Source organism: Herpetosiphon sp. NSE202 (assembly GCF_042688385.1).
In the GTDB taxonomy this organism is placed as follows: domain Bacteria; phylum Chloroflexota; class Chloroflexia; order Chloroflexales; family Herpetosiphonaceae; genus Herpetosiphon.
The window spans coordinates 1-18,002 of record NZ_JBHUPY010000004.1 but is presented as its reverse complement, the minus strand read 5'-3'; the positions used below and the strand labels follow the sequence as shown (position 1 = coordinate 18,002).

General features: G+C 50.7%; 21 protein-coding genes. 9 read left to right on the top strand and 12 right to left on the bottom strand.

The window, feature by feature from the left end:
* Window positions 1-56: 56 nt before the first annotated feature.
* A complete protein-coding gene (locus ACFMKP_RS05460; RefSeq protein WP_382289787.1) occupies window positions 57-707 on the bottom strand; it encodes a TetR/AcrR family transcriptional regulator in 651 nt (216 codons plus the stop codon).
* A gap of 379 nt (window positions 708-1,086) precedes the next feature.
* Here ACFMKP_RS05460 and ACFMKP_RS05455 point away from each other — a divergent pair, with 379 nt between their 5' ends.
* Complete coding sequence (locus ACFMKP_RS05455) at window positions 1,087-2,457, top strand: cytochrome P450 (protein WP_382289786.1); 1,371 nt, start codon at window positions 1,087-1,089, stop codon at window positions 2,455-2,457.
* Between the two features lie 220 nt (window positions 2,458-2,677).
* Here ACFMKP_RS05455 and ACFMKP_RS05450 read toward each other — a convergent pair whose 3' ends face one another.
* Together ACFMKP_RS05450 and ACFMKP_RS05445 are read right to left on the bottom strand one after the other, a co-directional pair.
* Window positions 2,678-3,742: a DUF6745 domain-containing protein gene (locus ACFMKP_RS05450; protein WP_382289785.1), complete on the bottom strand. Its 1,065-nt coding sequence runs from the start codon at window positions 3,740-3,742 to the stop codon at window positions 2,678-2,680.
* Window positions 3,743-3,797: 55 nt separating this feature from the next.
* On the bottom strand, window positions 3,798-4,094 hold the full coding sequence (locus ACFMKP_RS05445) for a hypothetical protein (protein WP_110515137.1): 297 nt from the start codon (window positions 4,092-4,094) through the stop codon (window positions 3,798-3,800).
* Window positions 4,095-4,306: 212 nt separating this feature from the next.
* Between ACFMKP_RS05445 and ACFMKP_RS05440 the strand changes: the two genes are divergently transcribed.
* Entirely contained in the window at window positions 4,307-4,600 is a 294-nt protein-coding gene (locus tag ACFMKP_RS05440; protein WP_382289784.1) for a hypothetical protein, read from the top strand.
* 61 nt (window positions 4,601-4,661) lie between these two features.
* Here ACFMKP_RS05440 and ACFMKP_RS05435 read toward each other — a convergent pair whose 3' ends face one another.
* The 4 genes from ACFMKP_RS05435 to ACFMKP_RS05420 all read right to left on the bottom strand — a co-directional run bounded on the left by ACFMKP_RS05435 (window position 4,662) and on the right by ACFMKP_RS05420 (window position 6,665).
* Window positions 4,662-5,033 (bottom strand): hypothetical protein, encoded by a 372-nt coding sequence (locus tag ACFMKP_RS05435; RefSeq protein WP_382289782.1) that lies wholly within the window; start codon window positions 5,031-5,033, stop codon window positions 4,662-4,664.
* 119 nt (window positions 5,034-5,152) lie between these two features.
* Window positions 5,153-5,944 carry an ABC transporter permease gene (locus ACFMKP_RS05430; protein WP_382289780.1) on the bottom strand — a complete coding sequence of 264 codons (792 nt, stop codon included), beginning with the start codon at window positions 5,942-5,944 and terminating at the stop codon, window positions 5,153-5,155.
* Window positions 5,945-6,283: 339 nt separating this feature from the next.
* A complete protein-coding gene (locus tag ACFMKP_RS05425) occupies window positions 6,284-6,475 on the bottom strand; it encodes a helix-turn-helix domain-containing protein (protein WP_382289778.1) in 192 nt (63 codons plus the stop codon).
* Window positions 6,459-6,665, bottom strand: coding sequence for an HNH endonuclease (locus ACFMKP_RS05420; protein ID WP_382289998.1), 207 nt, complete (start codon window positions 6,663-6,665; stop codon window positions 6,459-6,461). The genes ACFMKP_RS05425 and ACFMKP_RS05420 overlap by 17 nt, the downstream gene beginning before the upstream one ends.
* A gap of 121 nt (window positions 6,666-6,786) precedes the next feature.
* Here ACFMKP_RS05420 and ACFMKP_RS05415 point away from each other — a divergent pair, with 121 nt between their 5' ends.
* Window positions 6,787-7,131 carry a zinc ribbon domain-containing protein gene (locus ACFMKP_RS05415; protein WP_382289777.1) on the top strand — a complete coding sequence of 115 codons (345 nt, stop codon included), beginning with the start codon at window positions 6,787-6,789 and terminating at the stop codon, window positions 7,129-7,131.
* Window positions 7,132-7,175: 44 nt separating this feature from the next.
* Here ACFMKP_RS05415 and modA read toward each other — a convergent pair whose 3' ends face one another.
* Complete coding sequence (gene modA / locus ACFMKP_RS05410; RefSeq protein ID WP_382289775.1) at window positions 7,176-8,369, bottom strand: molybdate ABC transporter substrate-binding protein; 1,194 nt, start codon at window positions 8,367-8,369, stop codon at window positions 7,176-7,178.
* Window positions 8,370-8,768: 399 nt separating this feature from the next.
* Between modA and ACFMKP_RS05405 the strand changes: the two genes are divergently transcribed.
* Complete coding sequence (locus ACFMKP_RS05405; RefSeq protein ID WP_382289773.1) at window positions 8,769-10,229, top strand: hypothetical protein; 1,461 nt, start codon at window positions 8,769-8,771, stop codon at window positions 10,227-10,229.
* Window positions 10,230-10,561: 332 nt separating this feature from the next.
* Here ACFMKP_RS05405 and ACFMKP_RS05400 read toward each other — a convergent pair whose 3' ends face one another.
* The gene (locus ACFMKP_RS05400) at window positions 10,562-11,572 is read right to left on the bottom strand and encodes an MBL fold metallo-hydrolase (protein ID WP_382289771.1); all 1,011 of its coding nucleotides are present in this window, start codon (window positions 11,570-11,572) and stop codon (window positions 10,562-10,564) included.
* A gap of 154 nt (window positions 11,573-11,726) precedes the next feature.
* Here ACFMKP_RS05400 and ACFMKP_RS05395 point away from each other — a divergent pair, with 154 nt between their 5' ends.
* Window positions 11,727-12,956 carry a hypothetical protein gene (locus ACFMKP_RS05395; protein ID WP_382289769.1) on the top strand — a complete coding sequence of 410 codons (1,230 nt, stop codon included), beginning with the start codon at window positions 11,727-11,729 and terminating at the stop codon, window positions 12,954-12,956.
* Window positions 12,957-13,104: 148 nt separating this feature from the next.
* On the opposite strand, the gene ACFMKP_RS05390 is transcribed toward ACFMKP_RS05395, so the two are convergent.
* The 3 genes from ACFMKP_RS05390 to ACFMKP_RS05380 are packed head-to-tail and all read right to left on the bottom strand — an operon-like array spanning window position 13,105 to window position 15,417.
* A complete protein-coding gene (locus ACFMKP_RS05390; protein WP_382289767.1) occupies window positions 13,105-13,761 on the bottom strand; it encodes an alpha/beta hydrolase in 657 nt (218 codons plus the stop codon).
* A 16-nt stretch (window positions 13,762-13,777) separates the two neighbouring features.
* A complete protein-coding gene (locus ACFMKP_RS05385; protein WP_382289765.1) occupies window positions 13,778-14,491 on the bottom strand; it encodes an SDR family oxidoreductase in 714 nt (237 codons plus the stop codon).
* Complete coding sequence (locus tag ACFMKP_RS05380) at window positions 14,488-15,417, bottom strand: DNA methyltransferase (RefSeq protein ID WP_382289764.1); 930 nt, start codon at window positions 15,415-15,417, stop codon at window positions 14,488-14,490. The genes ACFMKP_RS05385 and ACFMKP_RS05380 overlap by 4 nt, the downstream gene beginning before the upstream one ends.
* 103 nt (window positions 15,418-15,520) lie before the next feature.
* Here ACFMKP_RS05380 and ACFMKP_RS05375 point away from each other — a divergent pair, with 103 nt between their 5' ends.
* From ACFMKP_RS05375 to nfi, 4 genes are read left to right on the top strand one after another with little or no spacing between them, the layout of a single operon-like run.
* Entirely contained in the window at window positions 15,521-15,823 is a 303-nt protein-coding gene (locus ACFMKP_RS05375; protein ID WP_110515122.1) for a DUF3467 domain-containing protein, read from the top strand.
* Window positions 15,824-15,849: 26 nt separating this feature from the next.
* Window positions 15,850-16,350 carry a tetratricopeptide repeat protein gene (locus ACFMKP_RS05370; RefSeq protein WP_382289762.1) on the top strand — a complete coding sequence of 167 codons (501 nt, stop codon included), beginning with the start codon at window positions 15,850-15,852 and terminating at the stop codon, window positions 16,348-16,350.
* A gap of 13 nt (window positions 16,351-16,363) precedes the next feature.
* Window positions 16,364-17,116, top strand: coding sequence for a sirohydrochlorin chelatase (locus ACFMKP_RS05365; RefSeq protein WP_382289760.1), 753 nt, complete (start codon window positions 16,364-16,366; stop codon window positions 17,114-17,116).
* A 15-nt stretch (window positions 17,117-17,131) separates the two neighbouring features.
* Entirely contained in the window at window positions 17,132-17,839 is a 708-nt protein-coding gene (gene nfi, locus ACFMKP_RS05360) for a deoxyribonuclease V (RefSeq protein ID WP_382289758.1), read from the top strand.
* Window positions 17,840-18,002 lie beyond the last annotated feature (163 nt).

Here is an 18,002-nt window from a genome sequence, read left to right as displayed (position 1 = left end):
ACTTGCAGATAACAATCTAAGAGCACGAAGATTTAAGCTCTTCGCGCTCTTTGCATTTAAACCGCTGTCCAAGGCATTAATGTCGCAATCACGCGTTCGATATGGCGCTCTAGTTCGGCATGCTCAAGAATATCGATTTGGGCCAAGGCATTGCTAAACGAAGCCAGCGCCAAGGGCAAAATCCCCAACGAAATGACGGCCAATAAAAAAGTTGGGTGGCTAAATTGTTGAAATTTGCCCTCGGCCTGCATTGCCTCAAAAAATGGCTGCATCATGGCGCTCAGCGGGCGTAGCTGTTGCATAAAATAATTCAAGCGTTCGCCGCCGCTAATGCTTTCGTGAACCATCAAGCGTGGAACCTCGCAAAAACTGGCCGAGAGCCGAATAATCGTTCCAACCGAGCGTTTGATCACGGCGTTTGGCTCGTGTTGCTCGGCAATTGCTGCATTGACCAAGGGCAAGAGCGCTGCCAAATATTCCGCCAGCGCAGCATCAACCACCGCCTGCCAAATTGCCTCTTTTGAGCCAAAATGATGGCGCAATAAGCCATGGGTCACCTCTGCATGGCTGGCAATATCGCGCAAGCTAATGCCTTCGAAGCCTTGCAATGCAAATAAATGGCGCGCGCTGAGCAAAATCCGCTGGCGGGTTTGTTGGGCCGTGCTCTCCGATTGGCGGCCACTAAGTTTTTCGTTGGGTTGGTTCATGCTTCATCGATTCTAGTTCAAATAATTCCCTCACCCCAACCCCTCTCCCACGGAGCGGGCGAGGGGCTTTGGTTCTGTGGTTCCCCCTCGCCTCGCGGGCGGGATTGAGCGCTATGACTTGCGGTATCGCAGCCAAACCTTTGGTTCTGTGGTTCCCCCTCGCCTCGCGGGCGGGATTGAGCGCTATGACTTGCGGTGTCGCAGCCAAACCTTTGGTTCTGTGGTTCCCCCTCGCCTCGCGGGCGGGAGAGGGGGCTAGGGGGTGAGGGAATACCAAATCTTGTTAAAAATCACTCTTGACAAATTATGCTATCCGATTGTATAGTTACTGTCAAATACTACACAAATGGATAGCATAAAAATCAAAAAGGACATGCTGATGACTGAAACTGCTTTGAAAAACAGCGTCTTGATTGCGCCAGGCCCACGTGGACGCTTGTTGATTGGCAATTTACACGATTTTATCGATGATTTTTTGCAGACGATGGATCGCGATTTTATTGCCTATGGCGATATTGTGCGCTACCGCATTGGCTCACGCGTGGTGCATGTGGTTTCAAATCCCAATTATGCGCAGCATATTTTGGTCGATCATCAGCGTGATTTCCCCAAAGTTGGCGGTAACGGTGGCTTAGAAATTATCGCAGGCAATGGCTTGATTTCCAATCCCAGCCCTGAATCGTGGCTGGTGCAACGCCGCATGATGCAGCCGATGTTTCATCGCAAACGCTTAGCCGCAATGGGCGAAAAAATCGATGCCGCCGGAGCGCGCATGCTTCAACGCTGGCAAGCCTTGCCCAATGCAGCGCCGATCGATATGAACCACGAGATGTTGCAAGTAACGCTCGACATCATTATGCAAACGATGTTTAGCGCCGATATGCTGGGCGAAGTCGGCAAATTGGCTCCAGCAGTCACGGCAGCGGTTGATTATGCCAATTATCAAATTTTCAATCCGTTCAGTTTGCCGTTGCCATTGCCAACCAGCCGCAATCGGGCTTATATGCAAGCGCACAAAGTGCTTGATAGCATGATTTTTGGCTTGATTCAGCAGCGGCGGGCAATGAACGAGCCGCTTGGAGATTTGCTCGATATGTTGCTTGAAGCCCAAGATGCGGACACTGGCGAGCGAATGAGCAATGAGCAGATTCGCGATGAAGTACTGACAATCTTTGCTGCTGGCCACGAAACCACTGCCAACACCTTGACCTTTGCTTGGTATTTACTCGACGAACATCCCGAAATTCGCCGCCAATTGCAAGCGGAGCTAGACCACGTGCTGCAAGGCCGCGCACCAAGCGTCAACGATTTGCCAAATTTGCCCTACACCAACCAAGTGTTTAAAGAAGCAATGCGCCTATATCCGGCAGCGCCAATTACTGGGCCGCGCCGCGTAACCAAGCCAACCCAACTTGGTGGCTACGATTTGCCAATCGATTCGCGAGTGATCGTCAGCATCACCAATTTGCATCGCCATCCAGCATTTTGGGCAAACCCGTTGGAGTTTGATCCAACTCGGTTTGCACCTGCTGCTCAACAACCACGCAATCATTTAGCATTTATGCCATTTGGCGCGGGGCCGCGCAAGTGCATTGGCAATAATTTGGCCGAGATGGAAGGCGTACTCTTGTTGGCCTGCGTGGCGCAACACTACAACCCGCAACTGCAAACGGGCCATCAAGTTCAGCCCGAAATGGCCATTACGATGCGTGCCAAAGGCGGCATGCCAATGCTGCTCAAACGGCGCTAAGCGAGCGTTCCCTCACCCCAACCCCTCTCCCACAATAATGCGGGCGAGGGGCTTTCATTCCATGGTTTTGCCCCGATTCTTCGTCAAAATGACGGCTCCCCCTCGCCCGCGTTCAGTGGGAGAGGGGGTTGGGGGTGAGGGAATGCTACGTGTTGCTAATCCAATGTACCATTACAACCACGAGCTAGAAGAAAAAATGCTTGGAAGATTTATTGTGGAACTAGGTTTCTTTAAACAATTTATAATCATCGGGATTATCGAAGCCAGCGATCCAAGCGGCTGCTTGATGGCAACTGCGCATCGATGGCGGCACGCGCAAAACATAGCGGCGGTCGGTCGAAGGACATTGCACCGCCAAACAGACCAAATCTTCATCGTTGGGCATGGGCATTTGCAGCAACCGCCGCACGCCACCAGTATCCCGATCGCGATCAAGCTCTTTGGCTTCTGCTTGGGCAAAAAACTCTTCGTAGCCTTTGCGTTCAAGCAACACGCGGCGACGCTCAACATTCACTTCGTCGATAATTTCGCTGACGCTGATCGTTTCAGGTTGGAAGGCAATGCGCTCATCGATTGGCACGCCATTCCAGCGCAATTGGCTCACTTGGCTATTTTCGGGCAAACTGGTAATTTCGGTATTGCCCAAATCGAGCCACGAATGCACCACCAAGCCAGCTGGTAATTCGGTGAGGCTGCTGCATCCACGCACGCTTAATTGGGCTAATTCGCCAAGCCAAGCTGGCAAATTGGGCATGTTGATACAGTTGCGCGCCACAATTCGTCCAACGCTGATGCGGCCTGCACTTGGCCAACGCCGAAAATTAACACAATCGGTCAAATCAAGAAAGTTAACATCAATACCTTCGGGCAAGCTTTCGAGCGCACTACAACCACGCAGCACCAACGAGCCAACCTTCAGATTGCGGGGCAAGCTTTTGAGATGAATATTATTGCTGAGATTCAAGCGATTTTGCACATGCACCAAGGGCAAATGCTCAATGTTGGTATTGCGCAAATCAAGCTCAAAGCAGTGCAAGCCTTCGGGAATGCTGGTCAAACCAGTACAACCGCTCAAATCCAAGCGACCTGCGTGTAAATCCTTGGGCAAATAGCGCAATTTGATACAATTTTTGGCTTCAATTGCGGTTGCAACAATGCCGCGTGGCAAAAATTCAATATCTTTATCCAACACCAACGTGCCACTAATTGGGCGGCCACCAAGATCTTCGACACCAGCGCGAATTTGAGCTAAGGCTGTGGCGGCAGTCATCATTTCATCGTGCATCAAACTATCCTCAAAGGCTGGTGGTAATGGGCGAGCATTACCACCAGCAGCAGCATTAATCAACAACCCGCCGAATTTCTTGCGGTGAATATTCGCGTTGCATCCAGACCCGATAGTTGCCGCGTGGCAATTCGATCATGGCATGTTCTTCGTGAATCAGTTGGGCGTTATCAGCGGTCACTTCGACGAACAGTGAATCGCCGCGTTGCCAAAGCGCAACCGTATCGGCCAATTTGAAACGATGGCTATGGCCAGTGACTTCGCCATAAGCCAAGGTTGAGCCATTGCGCGGCGTTGCATCACTCGGAATTTGATCAATTGCTGCGATGAGGACATCACCATGTCGCCACATTTGCAAGCCCTTTCTGCTCAGGTGAGCACTAATGCCGCTGCGAATGCTGCCGTTCCAGCGACCCTTCCTGAGCTAGTATAACGCCGCGCCGTGTCAAACAATGTCACAGCAAGCTTGCAAAAACAATGTTAAATAATACGAGCCAATTGATTTATTGCCTAACAGCGCTATACTGTGACTAGCTTATGAATGAGCATAAACAAGGAGCCATTATGCGCGATTTTTGGCCACAAGTTCAGGCTTTAGCTGGCGAAACCTTGGCAACCACAGCCCAACAGCGCTTATTTACAATTCTCAGTGTCGATGCAGATGAGCTGTGGCTCGAACCACATCGAACGCGTAAAAAGCGTTGGCTGCGCCGCCGAGATTTTGAGGTTTTATTGCAGAGCGGGGTTGATTTGAAGCGTTTAACCAGAGCTGAGATTGCTGAACAGATGCCCAATGCCCGTTTCAATACAGCCTATGTTTATACTATTTTGGCCCATTTGGGGATTATTGATGACTAATTGGGCATCACGTACAACATCGAAGCTAAAAAGCGATGCCCATTGCCCAATTTAATCAGGCTTACGAGGCATCGCTGCTACAATACCAACGGCCAACAACCGCGACGCTCGCGCCGCTGCTATCGGTAACAACCAAGTTTACCCGCCCCGTGCGGCCAAGCGTACAACCACCATACACCGAGCTACCAGCATGCTGCATAATGTCTGCATTCAGCCCAGCACTCCACGTATAGCTATAGAGACCGGTTCCACCGCTCGCGTAGGCATCGCATGCAAATGCACCACGATTATGCTGAATGCCTACGCTATAGCAGTCAACGCCAGCGGTCAATGGCCCAGCCAGCGGCGCTGCTGCCGCCGGAACCAAGGGCGCTACGGCCAAAACAGAGGTTGCAACCAACAAACCAATGAGCCGTCGTGAAGCTTTAATCACTGCCAAATCCTTCCATACTACAGCAAATGTCCTAGATAGGTACGTAGCTCAAGATTATTATTCATTTGACAGTGTTAATCAATAGGCGATTCATGAATATTTCATTAATAAATATTAAATTAACGCAGGCGTTGCGCCAATAAGCCTTTAACCAAGCCGAGGATCACAAATGAAATAACCAGCAGCAGCAGGGCCAAAACCAGCGCCACATTTAAATCTTGCTCAAAGCCTTGGTAAATTGCCAAGGGCATGGTTTGGGTGCGGCCCACGAAATTGCCAGCAAAAATGATTGTTGCCCCAAACTCACCCAAGGCTCGCGCCCACGTCATCACGGCTCCGCTCACCAAACCTGTCCAAGCCAAGGGAATGCTGATAAACCAAAAAATTTGGCGCGCATTAGCTCCATCAAGCGCCGCTGCATCCTCAAGATCATGGTCGATGGTGGCGAAGGCAGCACTAGCAGCTTTGATATAGAACGGCGAGGCCACAAACACTTGCGCCAACACCACCGCTGCTGTGGTAAAGGGCAATTCAATTTCAACGATGCGCAGATATTGCCCAAGCAAACCACGCCGCCCAAAGGCCATCAACAGGGCAATGCCCGCAACTGAGGGCGGCAAAATCATTGGCAAATCGATCAAGGTATCGAGCAAGCTTTGGCCGCGAAAGCGCGGACGCGCCAGCAAAATCGCAATTGGCGTACCAAAAAGCAGCGTAATCAGCATACTGCTGCTTGTGGTCAAAATGCTGAGACTGAGGGCTTCGCGGACTGTTTGCTTGGCAAAGGTGCTGGCTAGGGCAGCAATTGGCACGCGTAACGCTAAGGCAATTAATGGAATCAGCAAAAAGCCCAGCAACGGCAAACTAGCAAGGATAAGCCAACATTGACGGCCAAAGCGCTTATTTCGCATGAATCTTCCATAAAAACAGGATAGGTTGGAGCCTATCCTGTTGCCAAGTTTGGGCAAATATCCAGTTTATGCCGCAGAACACCACGCCCCAAGACCCACGCTGTGGGTTATCCGCGTGGGATGCATGCGTGCTCGTTCTGACGAAGAGTAGTTTTAAAGATAGCAATAGCAGGCTCTTTTATGAATAGTAATCAAACGTGGTTCGGTTGTTTTGACTGCGTGCAACCTACACTATTCCATACAGTCAAAAACGACTATTATCACGTATAATAGCCGTCGCTATGCCTTCCTTGGTTCGGTGTAGCCGCGCCCTCGGCTGTTGGTAGCAGCGCGAGGGCTTCAATTATTATCCTCGGCTTTGTGCTCTCCGTGTTTCAGTAGCTCACCAGGTGCAACACCTAGCAATGTTGCCAGTTTGTCTAGCGCCTCTAGATTTACCTCTGTTGTTTCGTTATACCAGTAACGCCGGATCATTCCAATGGTCAGGCCGCTTTGGCGCTGCAACTGTGACATGTTAAATGATTTCTTCATGCATGAGTAATACACCCCGCTTCACGCCCAATCGCTTACGCACGACCCAATCAAGGCTATTATCGCGTTGTGTCCCCAACACGAGATGCGAGGGATTACAGCAAACACTATTCGCGCATCGATGTCGAACCACCAGTTTGCTATCAACTGCCCCATAGATAAGCGCGTAGGCAAGTCTGTTTGCGACCATATATCTGCCCGGCGAAATCTCAATAGATCGAGGGCTGTATCCCTTGCCACAAGGCCAACAGGCATCAGGACCACCAGAATGATCCACTTTTGCCCAAAATGCTGCTATCAACTCATCTGTTATGCCATCCATTGTTATACCCCACTGCGCTTCGTGTAGCCCTCATCCGACCCTTGATCGGATTCCTGTGGCACACCTGGCTTGCCGCCGAAAAGATCTGAAACAGTTACCCCTAACGCCGTTGCGGTTCTACGCCTCATCAAAGACGTGTCATCACTGCCAGACCAAAACCGCCTTGACGCTGGCGGATCGGGTGTGGACATGCTCCACCTGTGGCACGACCCATGATCGAGATGGCAACGCCGCGATCAACATGTTGCATGGAGGAATACGCCTGCTTGCCGTTGGGACGACGGAAAGCCAAAACGCTGCTGGAGATGGTGTAAACCCAGCGAAATGCTGGTAGCTGTCGTTGAAGGCAGAAGCCACGCCCCTCGTGGGCGTGGTAGTTCACTCTACCGTGATTTTGACCAGCTTTTTAATTTGGTTGGCGTTCATGGCACTTGGCACAATGCTGGTAAAAGTGCCATCGCTATCAAGCGCAATAATTGCCCGCGGGTCGGCAGTTAAGTCGGCAATTGGCACAACGCTTTGGTTGCCATCGCTGCCAATAAAGGTGAAGGTTTTAGCATCGGCCTTGGGTTGAATTTGAATCAACAATTGGCCAATGCCTAGGCCACGAAAACGTTCCTCAGCAAACTCGACTTGTTGTAGTTCGTAGGTTTTGAGCAAATCGGCGGTCAACGTGAGCGGAGTCGTCAGATTGCCTTCAATCAGCAGTTGGTTGGTCGTGCTCGCTGGAGCATCGCTGACGGTGATAAAGCCATAACGCAGCAAAATTTGCTGGCCTTCAGTCGCCAAAACCCGATCGATAAAGGCTTGAGCTAAGCTGGGGTTGGCACTATTTTGGGTGCTTGCAATCGGATAGGTGGCGATGGTATTCAGCTCATCAGGAATTGTCAACGTGCCAATATTGCCATCGCTGATCGAAGCGGCATCGGTGGTATACACAATGCCAGCATCGGCCTCGCCAAGCGAAATTTTGCTCAACACGGCTTTAACATTGGCCTCATACGAAACCACATTCAACAGTACGGTTGGGCTATAGCTGGTGCCATATTCGGGCAAGGCGGAAGCTTTGGCCAGAAAATCCAAGGCATAATTGCCAACTGGCACGCTGGCACTGGCCAAAACCAGTTTTAAATTGGGCTTGGCTAAATCCTGCAAGCGTTGAATTTGGCCAGGATTATCTTGGGGATAAATCACGATCAAGCGATTGCGGGCAAATGGCTGACGCGCTGCTTCGTTAATTACGCCAGCATCAACCGCAACTTGCATTTGTTGCGAGTTTGCCGAAGCAAAGACATCGGCGGGCGCACCTTGGATCATTTGGGTTGCCAATTGATCGGAGCCAGCAAAATTGAAATTAATCTTCGTGCCAGGATGGCTTGTCTGAAATTCGTTGCCAATTTCAGTAAATGCGCCAGTAAGCGAGGCTGCCGCAAAAACATTAATCTCGCCACTCAAACTTGGCGCGCCGTTGGTTGGGTTGGCGGGGGTTGTTGGTGCAGGGGCGTTTGTAGCACCACAGGCCAACAAACTCAGGCTCAGCGCGAATAATCCTATTTGCCGAATTAGCTTCATTCTCAACATCCTTATCCAGCCCCACAATCAGGGTTTATTGCCGTTTTCAAGCGCCTAGCATACCACAGGTAAAATCAAAAGGCAGAAGGCAAAATCAAAAAGGAACACGAAGCGTTGAAACCGCGAAGAGCATAAAGAGCGCGAAGGTTAAGTTTTTTTGCCACAGATTGCCACAGATGTTGAGGATTGGGCTTTGGATTCTTGGCTATTGGCTTTCATCCTTCATACTTCATAATTTCGCTCTGTTCTATGTTCTATGCGATTTGTTCTTCCTTTCCAATCTCCAACCCCAACAATTCACTAGCACATATCAGCAATTTCTCAGCTGCTTAGCATTTGAGTTCAGGATCAGCTTGGTATAGTAGGAGCAATCCACATGTGTGAGTGAGGACGAGACGAATGCGACGATCATGGTTCTTTGGCTTGGCTGGAATCTTCAGCGCTTTATGGCTTATGGTGGCGTGTGGCGTTCCAGACCAACACAGTAGTCGGGCAGATCAAACCACCCTACCGTCGGCCCAAACCAGCCCCTTGAGGATTGTGATTACGACCAGCGCTAACTTGCAGGCCGCCTCGTTGACCAACCCCTTGGTGCTGACCCAAACCGAGCCGTTGGTTTGGTTGGCATTAGCTAAAAAAGACCCATCCATAAGTGCATTGCTCCCAGCTGAGGTCGGTGTTGAGGAAGGTATCTATCCAGCCCCATTACTTTCTATCAATGGCCTCGGCCAGCAAACCACTATTACCACCGAAACCTATGGCTTGATTTATCGTGAACAAGGCTTGCCGTTACCAATTTATGTACCCAACCCGCTCCACGACAAACCCTTTTCAGCTCGCGTCTTTAAGGATCATGCCGAGATTTCATGGCAAATTGACGCTCAATTTTCACCCAAGCTTGATTATGTAGCCGTTCGCAGCTTGAAGGTTGGCGCATCCACTTCATTGGATAAAACCAGGTTCGAACTAATCAATGTGCAAACGGGCGTTCCCAGCTATGTCAGCGAGGTCAGCACCGATCTGCGCGAACAACACTATTTCATTGGGTGGTCGGATAGCGGCATTTATGAGGTTTCAGGGAGACATAGCTCATCAATCCACCGATTTGATCCAAGCAGTCCTGACTCAAATACTAAGGGTGGGTATTGGAAAGTTGGCGGTGAGGGTGGTTTTGATGATTACTTCATCGATATTCAGCATGGCCTATTGGCGTTTGCTGAAACAGGCGAAAAATCCATGGTTGGGATTAAGAATCTACAAACCGATACTGATCTAGGTGTTGAACCAGCGAATGATACTGTTAAGATTGACCATTTATCAATCTCGCCAGATGGCCGTTATTTAGCCTATCTTTATCACCCAACAAGAACCGAAGATATTGATCCGACCCCAGGCAACATTCGCCTATATTCGATTGAACAGCAACGCGCCTTGGGTGAATTGGCAATGGGTGTGAATCCTGATACTGTGCGTGAGAAGTTAACTCATTATATTTCAGCAGTTGATGGAACGATGCTGCTGTGGTCAACTGATAGCCAATATCTCTTAGCCTTGACCTGTGACCCACAGACTCCATGGAAATGGAACCAATCTAGAGCCACCGCAACCTGCGATGATACGTCGCCAGTTGAACAGCAACGCCACGCACTCGTGTTTCGCATCGCCGATCAACAACAACTAGCTGATATTGTTTTACCGGCCCGTACTGGCTCGATCAAGTTGATTCGCCCCAATCTGTTGGCAATGATTGCGTATGTTAAAGGCGAAGCATTGTTAATTTTCTGCGATCTTACGACTGGCCAACAAACCATCCCGCTGGCGCTTGGCAAGGTCGTGCCGCTGATCGTCTATCCCCGCTAATAAAGGTTAATCGGCTCGTTTTAACGCAGAGCCGCAGAGGATTAAAAGCCGAATCTCTGCGTTAAAACCCGATTTATGAGGCGCTGAAACCACGAAGAGCACGAAGAGCACGAAGCTTTTAGGCTATGGGCTATTAACGTTCGGCTAGCGGAACAATTGCTGGTAGGTCAACTCCATCTCCGCTAGCCAAGAGCTATGATTTTTAGCCACAGATTGGCACAGATTATTCAGATTATTGTTCTGATAGCTCAAAGCCTAGAGCCCTATGTTCTATGTTCTATGCTCTTTGTTCTTCCTTGCCAACTCTCATCTTTTGACTTTTGACTTCTGACTTAATCCCGCCACCACGTGGTTAAGCCAGCGGGCTGGCTTGGCTCGACTGGCTGGCCAAGTTGCGGTGTGAGAATGGTGATCGGGCTGCCTTCAGCGGCTTTGAGCAAACGCTCAATCGGCTCATCCCATGCGTGCAGCGAGAGGCAATATGCGCCCCAATGTACGGGCAACATCGTGCGCGCTTGCAACATTTCGGCTGCTTGCAAGGCTTCTTCTGGCTGCATATGCACGCCTGGCCACGCAACATCGTATTGAGCCATTTCGATAGTGGCAAAGTCGAATGGGCCATAGCGTTGGCCAATATCCTCAAAGCCAGCAAACATGCCGCTATCGCAACCAACATAAATGCGAGAGATTGGACTCATCACAACCCACGAAGCCCACAGCGTGCTATTGCGTTTGATCCCACGGCCAGAGAAGTGTTGAGCTGGCACGGCGGCAATCATCAAATCAAATTCGGCCAAATGCAGCTCTTCCCACCAATCAAGCTCGTGGATGCGGCTGCTGGCAACGCCCCAATGCTCCAAATGCGCGCCAACTCCCAGCGCTGTGACGAACGGCATCGTGCCCCGCGCCAGCCAGCGAATCGTTTGTTTATCGAGATGATCATAATGGTCGTGCGAAAGCAACACCAAATCGATTGCTGGTAATTGCTCAAGCGCAATCGGCGCATGTTGAAAACGCTGCGGCCCAATGCCTTGGACTGGCGATAAATGCTTGGCCCAAACCGGATCGGTCAAAATCGTGATCCCGGCAAATTCGATTAATAAGGTTGAATGGCCGAGCCACGTCACCCGCAAGCCCGATGCTGGCGGCGTTTGATGAAAGCTCTGACCAGGCCATGCACTTGGCAGTGGCTTGCTCGGCCGTCGTTGTTCCTTGCCAAAAAACTGGCGCTGCAAGGTCGAAAACATCGAATTAGCTTGCATCATCGTGGTTGGATACAAATTTTGAAATTGGTTATTGCGATAGTATGGCGATGCCAAAATACGTTGTTTTCGACTGCGCATGAGCGTTCCTCAAACAGAAAATGTAGCTGAATTGAGCATAACACGCTGGCAATCGAATATTCTGCCAGAATGATGAATAAGTTGTGATCAACCATTAACGGCGATTCTTTGGGGTACAATAAATTGCGATGTTGTGTTGTGAGGATCTTCAGCAATGCCTATTTTTGAACCAATCGGCCTCGCCTATATCGAGCTAGCCTTTCGGATTAACCAACATATTGATGGCTATGTCGATGCCTATTCTGGCCCAAATTATTTGCGCGACCAAGTGTTAGAGAGCGCTGCTTGGCCAACCAACCAACTGGTGCAGGCCGCCGACCAACTGCTTGAACAGATTGAAGCCAGCGATTTGCCAATTCGTCGCCGCACCTATTTGCGCAAGCAAGTTGCAGCCATGGCCACAACCTGTCGCCAATTGGCGGGCGAACATTTTGATTACCGCGAGGAAGTGCGGCGCTGTTTCGATATTGAGCCAGCGATGATCGACGAAGCGCTGTTTGAAGAAGCAATCGAAGAACTTGATAGCTTGTTGCCAGGCCAAGGCGATGTGCTTGAGCGCATGCAAACCTGGCGACGACAATTCGATATTAGCGGCGAGCAGGCACGCCCGTTGATCGATGTGATCGAAACTGAATTGCGCAGCCGAACGTTGGCCCTCTATCCCTTGCCTGCCAGCGAAAAAGTCGATTTTCGCTTGGTCAACAACCAGCCATGGAGCGGCTATAACTGGTATTATGGTAACTATCATTCAGCGGTTGATATTAATACCGACTTGCCAGTTGCGCTCAACGGCTTGACAAGCTTGGTTGCTCACGAAGCCTATCCTGGCCATCACACTGAACATTGCATCAAAGAACGTGATTTGTACGCAGGCCGAGGCTGGGCCGAACACTCGATCTTTTTGCTTAACACGCCAGAATGTGTGATGGCCGAAGGCATCGCCAATAGTGCAGTAGGCGTGTTATTCACGCCCAAAGAATTGGTTGAGTGGCAAGCTCAAAATCTCTATCCCAAGGTTGGCATCACTGGCGACCCCGCCCAAGAACTGCGCATTAACCTTGCAATGAAAGCCTTAGCTGGGGTAGCTGGCAATGCAGCCTTATTGCTGCACGCCGAAGGTCGGCCTGCCAAGGAAGTTATTGATTATTTAGTGCGTTATGGCTTGACCAGTGAGGAACGTGCCCAGCATCGCATGCGCTTTATCAGCGCTCCATTGTGGCGAGCCTATATCTTCAGCTATTTCTATGGCGAGCAAATGATTAGCCGCTGGTTTGAGCGCGGCGATCGCGTCGAACGCTTTGGGACCTTGCTTAGCGAGCAAATCTATCCATCGCTGCTTGAGCAATGGGTCATCGAGCAAGCAAATCAATGTTATAAAGGGTAATTTGGGTTCCCTCACCCCCCAGCTCCCTCTCCCACTGAACGCGGGCGAGGGGGAGCACCCGTTTTCACCACGCATTGCCACAGAACCGCAGGGTTATAGCCCCTCGCCCGCGCCACGGGAGAGGGGTTGGGGTGAGGGGACGTTTAGCTCAACCAAGTTGCTGATTAAGCCAATTCACCACCACTTGCAAACTATCGAGATTAATTTCGTGGCCCATGGCAAATTCATGATATTCCAACTGCACAGGTAAGGTTTGCAGAAAATCGCGAATCGCTCGCCCATACTGAATCGGAATCACCTCATCATAGAGGCCATGGATTGCTAAAATTGGCTTGTTGGCAATATGCTCGCGGTCGGTTTGCGGCCCAACTTCGGGCATCCAACGGCCACTCATCAAAATAGTGCCCGCAATCAGTTCTGGTTTGGTCAGCGTCGCGCCCAAGCTCATAATTGCGCCCTGCGAAAAGCCACCCAAATAAATTCGCTGCGGATCGCAATCGTAGGCGCTGCATGCCTCGTCCAAAAAGCGCTGCACTGTTTCCCAGCTTTGTTGGGCTTGGTTGGTATCGATATTAAACCCTTTGGAATGCCACTGAATATCGAACCACGAAAAACCACCAAATTGGTAGCGATGCGGCGCGCGAGCAGCAATCACACACAAACGCGGGTCGAGATATTGGGCCAATGGCAACAAATCGCGTTCGTTCGATCCCACACCATGCAACATCACCAAAAGCGGGGGTTTGCCATTCGCACTTGGTTGACGAGGTTTGGCAACCTCGTGAGTGAGCGAAAATTGACTCATATTGCTTCGTTACTCCTTAGGCCCAACGGCGACCGCCATCAACAAAGATCGTTTCGCCAGTAAAATAGGGCGCTTCGACGATAAATCGCACGGCTTTGGCAATATCCTCGGGAACGCCTAGCCGTTTAAGCGGAATTTTATTCAGCGCATTGCCATCGTCTTGCCAACCATCGGGCAAGAGTGCCACGCCTGGCCCGACCGCGCCAACCCGAATCTTGGGAGCCAAGGCTAAGGCTAAGCCACGCGTCATCATAATGATTGCTGCTTTGGTCATGCCATAGGGCACAAAGCTGGGCCATGGCACCTCGCCGCCAACATCAGCAATATTCACGATTACGCCATGCTCTGGCATCAGTTTGGCTGCTGTTTGAGCGCAGAAAAATGGCGCACGCTGATTAATCGCCATCAACGAATCCCATTCTTCGACACTCACGTTGCCAACTGGCGTGCGCGGAAAATCGGCAGCGCTATTGACCAACACCGCCAGCGAGCCACAACGGGTTTCAATCGCCGCAAACATGGCTTCAATCGCCGCAACATCGCGCAAATCGGCGCTATAAGCCCACGCTTGGCGGCCAAGCGCCTGAATTTCAGCACAGGTTGCTTCGGCCTCAGCGTGCGATGAATTATAGTGAATAATTAAATCGTAGTCTGCGTTGGCTAATTCCAAGGCGATAGATTTGCCCAAGCGGCGCGCGCCACCAGTGACGATTGCCCAACCATTGCTCATAAATTCTCCTCGGCCTGCTTCTGAAAAATCAACAAAAATTGATGCACCTGATTGGCAACAAAACTATAGGGATAGCCAAACGGATACAACATTGCACTTTGATCGTACCAAATCCGATAGCCACGATAGCGCAATTGCGACAACTGATACAACGCTGACACAATATCGGCATGGAGCATGTTATGATGCTCTGGAGTTGGTTGCAGGTCTTTGACAAATAAGACCAAATGGCCGCCAACCCGCAATGGTTGCAAGCTTTGCGCCACAATTTTGGTCAGTTCGCTCAGGAAGGTTGGGTAATCCACATTGCCCAAATCAGCAGGATCGTCGGTGAAGGGCGTGGCAGCAGCATTACCCTGTTTGCGGCGCTGGCCAGTTCGCGCCCGACTGAGCATTGAGCTATAGGGCGGGTCGGTCAACACCAAATCAAATTGCTGGTGCTGAATGCTTGGGCTATTGAGCACTTCGCGAGCATCGCCCTGCAATACTTGCAAGCGTGGCAAATTCAAGGCATCAGCCGCTTGGCCATAGAGTTCAATATACTGCGGCGATAATTCGATGCCGATTGCTTGGCGTTGGGTTTGAGCGCAAGCAAGCAAGGTTCCACCAACCCCGGCAAACGGGTCGAGCACCCAGCCGTTTGGCTTGGTAAAAAACCGAATAATTTCGCTGAGCAAGGCTGGTGGTTTGGGCGATGGATGCGCTTTGCGAATGTGATGCGCTGCTGAGGCAGAGCCACGGGTTGGGTAGGCACTGGCTAAAACTGGCCCCGACCAAGCCGCCCATTCTTCGGGTGTTAAATCATTGAGTGGCGTTGGCGGCGTACCAGTAAGCGCAATCGATCGCGTTGCATACAGCCATTCGCGGCCCAGCAAATCGTTTAACTGGTTGCGGCGGTGCGGCTGTTGCGCTTCTGAATCGCTCATAGCGGCTCCTTCTTTCGCTAACACAGGCTGGCGCTATTGTAGCATTGAACGAGTCGGCTTTGATTGGATTGTTTTAGAATACTTATGTTAAGGAGAATTGTGTATGAGCGACCAACATTCACGCGCTGCCTATGCGAATCAGGTGCAAATTAGCGGCAGCCCTTACGATTTCACCATCGATTTTGCCTGTGTCGAAGATGTGCGCAATAACACTGCTAGTGTGCAGCCAGTAGCACGGATAATGATGAGCCCGCAACATACCAAGGTGCTTGCCTTGATGTTGCTCAAGCATGTCGCCGCCTATGAGCATGCAATCGGCGTAATTGAGCTACCAAGCGCGTTGTTGAACGATATGAAACTTGGCAACTTAGAACATTTTATTAGCCAAGTTAATTTAAACGAATAACCAAATTACCCTTGAGGAGAATGTCTATGTCCACCCCATCACGCCTGCTTTCACCATTGCCCGCCAGCCGCAAACGCTGGTATCATCGCTTGCCTTTGGGCTGGGTCGTTGTGCTTGGGTTTTTAATGGTGGTCTTGTGTTATCCAGTCTTATATTTTGGCCGCACAGCCGTGTCGCTCATCTATATCGACCAAGCTGATAATGCTATGCTCAATGGCAAGTGGGATACCGCCCGCGCCGCCTATGTTAATGCCATGGATTGGAGCGTGGAATACGAGGAGCCGTTTGATTTACGCTGGAGTTTGGCGCTGCGAGCCAACGCAGTTCAGGCAGCTGTTGATGATTTTAGCGCTGTGATTAAAAATCATCCTGATCGCTATATGGCCTATTGCTATCGCGCCGAGGCGTATATGGATTTGGATTCGCCTGCCGAGGCCTTGGCCGATTTTCAGGCCTGTGTTGCGCGTGATCCAAGCCCTACTTGGCGCGCCAATGCTAAAAATATGATCGATTTTTTGCAAAAATAATGGAAGCACTGTAATGCATGGATTATTGATCATTGGTCATGGCAGTTTGTTGGCGGCTTCGGGCGCAACTATGCTGCGCTTGGCGGCGCGGTTGCGCGAACGTGGTGTAGCTAGCTTGGCCGGAGCTGGCTTTCTTAATTATAGCCAGCCGGATTTGGCCCAAGCAACCGCCCGTTTGGTCGAGCAGGGCGCAACTGAAATTACAGTGCTGCCCTATTTTTTGATTGATGGCTATTTTGTGCAGGTCACGTTACGTCAACAAGTTGAACAAATAGCCACCCATTATCCGAATGTGGCGTTTAATCTTGCTCCGGCGTTTGGCGAGCACCCAGCCTTGGCCCAATTAGTGCAAAAACGTGCCGATCAAGCATGGCCAGCGCTTGAGCATCGTCAAGCAGGGTTGTTGATTTTAGTCCATGGCAGCCCGCGACCTGCCTCAAATGCTCCAATTCAGGCGGTGGCCGAACGTGTGCGCCAAACCACGCCATGGGCCGCTGTGCAGGTCTGTTTTATGGATTTAAATGAACCGAGCATCCCTGCGGCGCTTGATGGATTGATTGCCCAAGGGCTTGAGCAAGTTGTGGCCGTGCCCTATTTTATTCAATTTGGCAGCCATGTGCGCGAAGATTTGCCCGAAATTATTCAGGCAGGCCGCGAACGCCATGCCCACGCGCAGATTGTGCTGGCGCAGCATCTCGATTACGATGAATTATTAATCGATGTCTTGACTGATCGGGCGGCTGAGCGGCGGCCAATTCATGGCTGAGGTTGCGGAGGAATAATGCAGCGTTTTCCAAATAGCCAAATCCATAGCTGGGATTTAACTCCAGAGCAAGCGATTGATCTCCAAATGCAGCTGCGTCAGCAAGTGCGAATCGTTGATGATTTTGCCCAGCCATTACAAACTGTCGCCGGCGTTGATGCAGCCTTTGAAGATGATGGCGCAACGACCCGCGCAGCGATCGTTACATTGAATTTTCCAGCGTTGCAGCCAAGCGAAAAAACCTTGGTACGGCGACCAACCACGTTTCCCTATATTCCAGGCTTGTTGTCGTTTCGCGAAATTCCTGCCGTTTTGGCGGCGTTGGAGCAATTGCAACACTTGCCCGATATGCTGCTCTGTGATGGTATGGGCATTATGCACCCACGCCGCTTTGGCATCGCCGCCCACTTAGGCATTTTGACCGATCTGCCGACAATTGGCGTTGGCAAAAGCTATTTGTGTGGCAAACATGCGCCAGTGCCCGACGAGCAAGGCGCGTGGGTTCCGGTTTTTGATAAAGGCGAACAGATTGGGGCCGTAGTGCGCACCCGCGCTGGCACCAAGCCACTCTACATCTCGCCAGGCCATCGAGTAAGCATTCCAACAGCAGTTGATCTGGTTTTACGCTGCACAACCAAATACCGTTTACCCGAAACCACGCGCTATGCCGACCAACTCTCCAAAGATAAAGCCAATAATGGCGGGTTGCAATTGCCACTTGAATAAGGTCAAAATCAAGATCCCCTCACCCCAACCCCTCTCCCACTGCACGCGGGCGAGGGGCTTTAATTATGTGGTTCGAGCGCAACTCCTCTATGTTCTATGTTCTATGTTCTATGTTCTATGTTCTATGTTCTATGTTCTATGTTCTATGTTCTATGTTCTATGT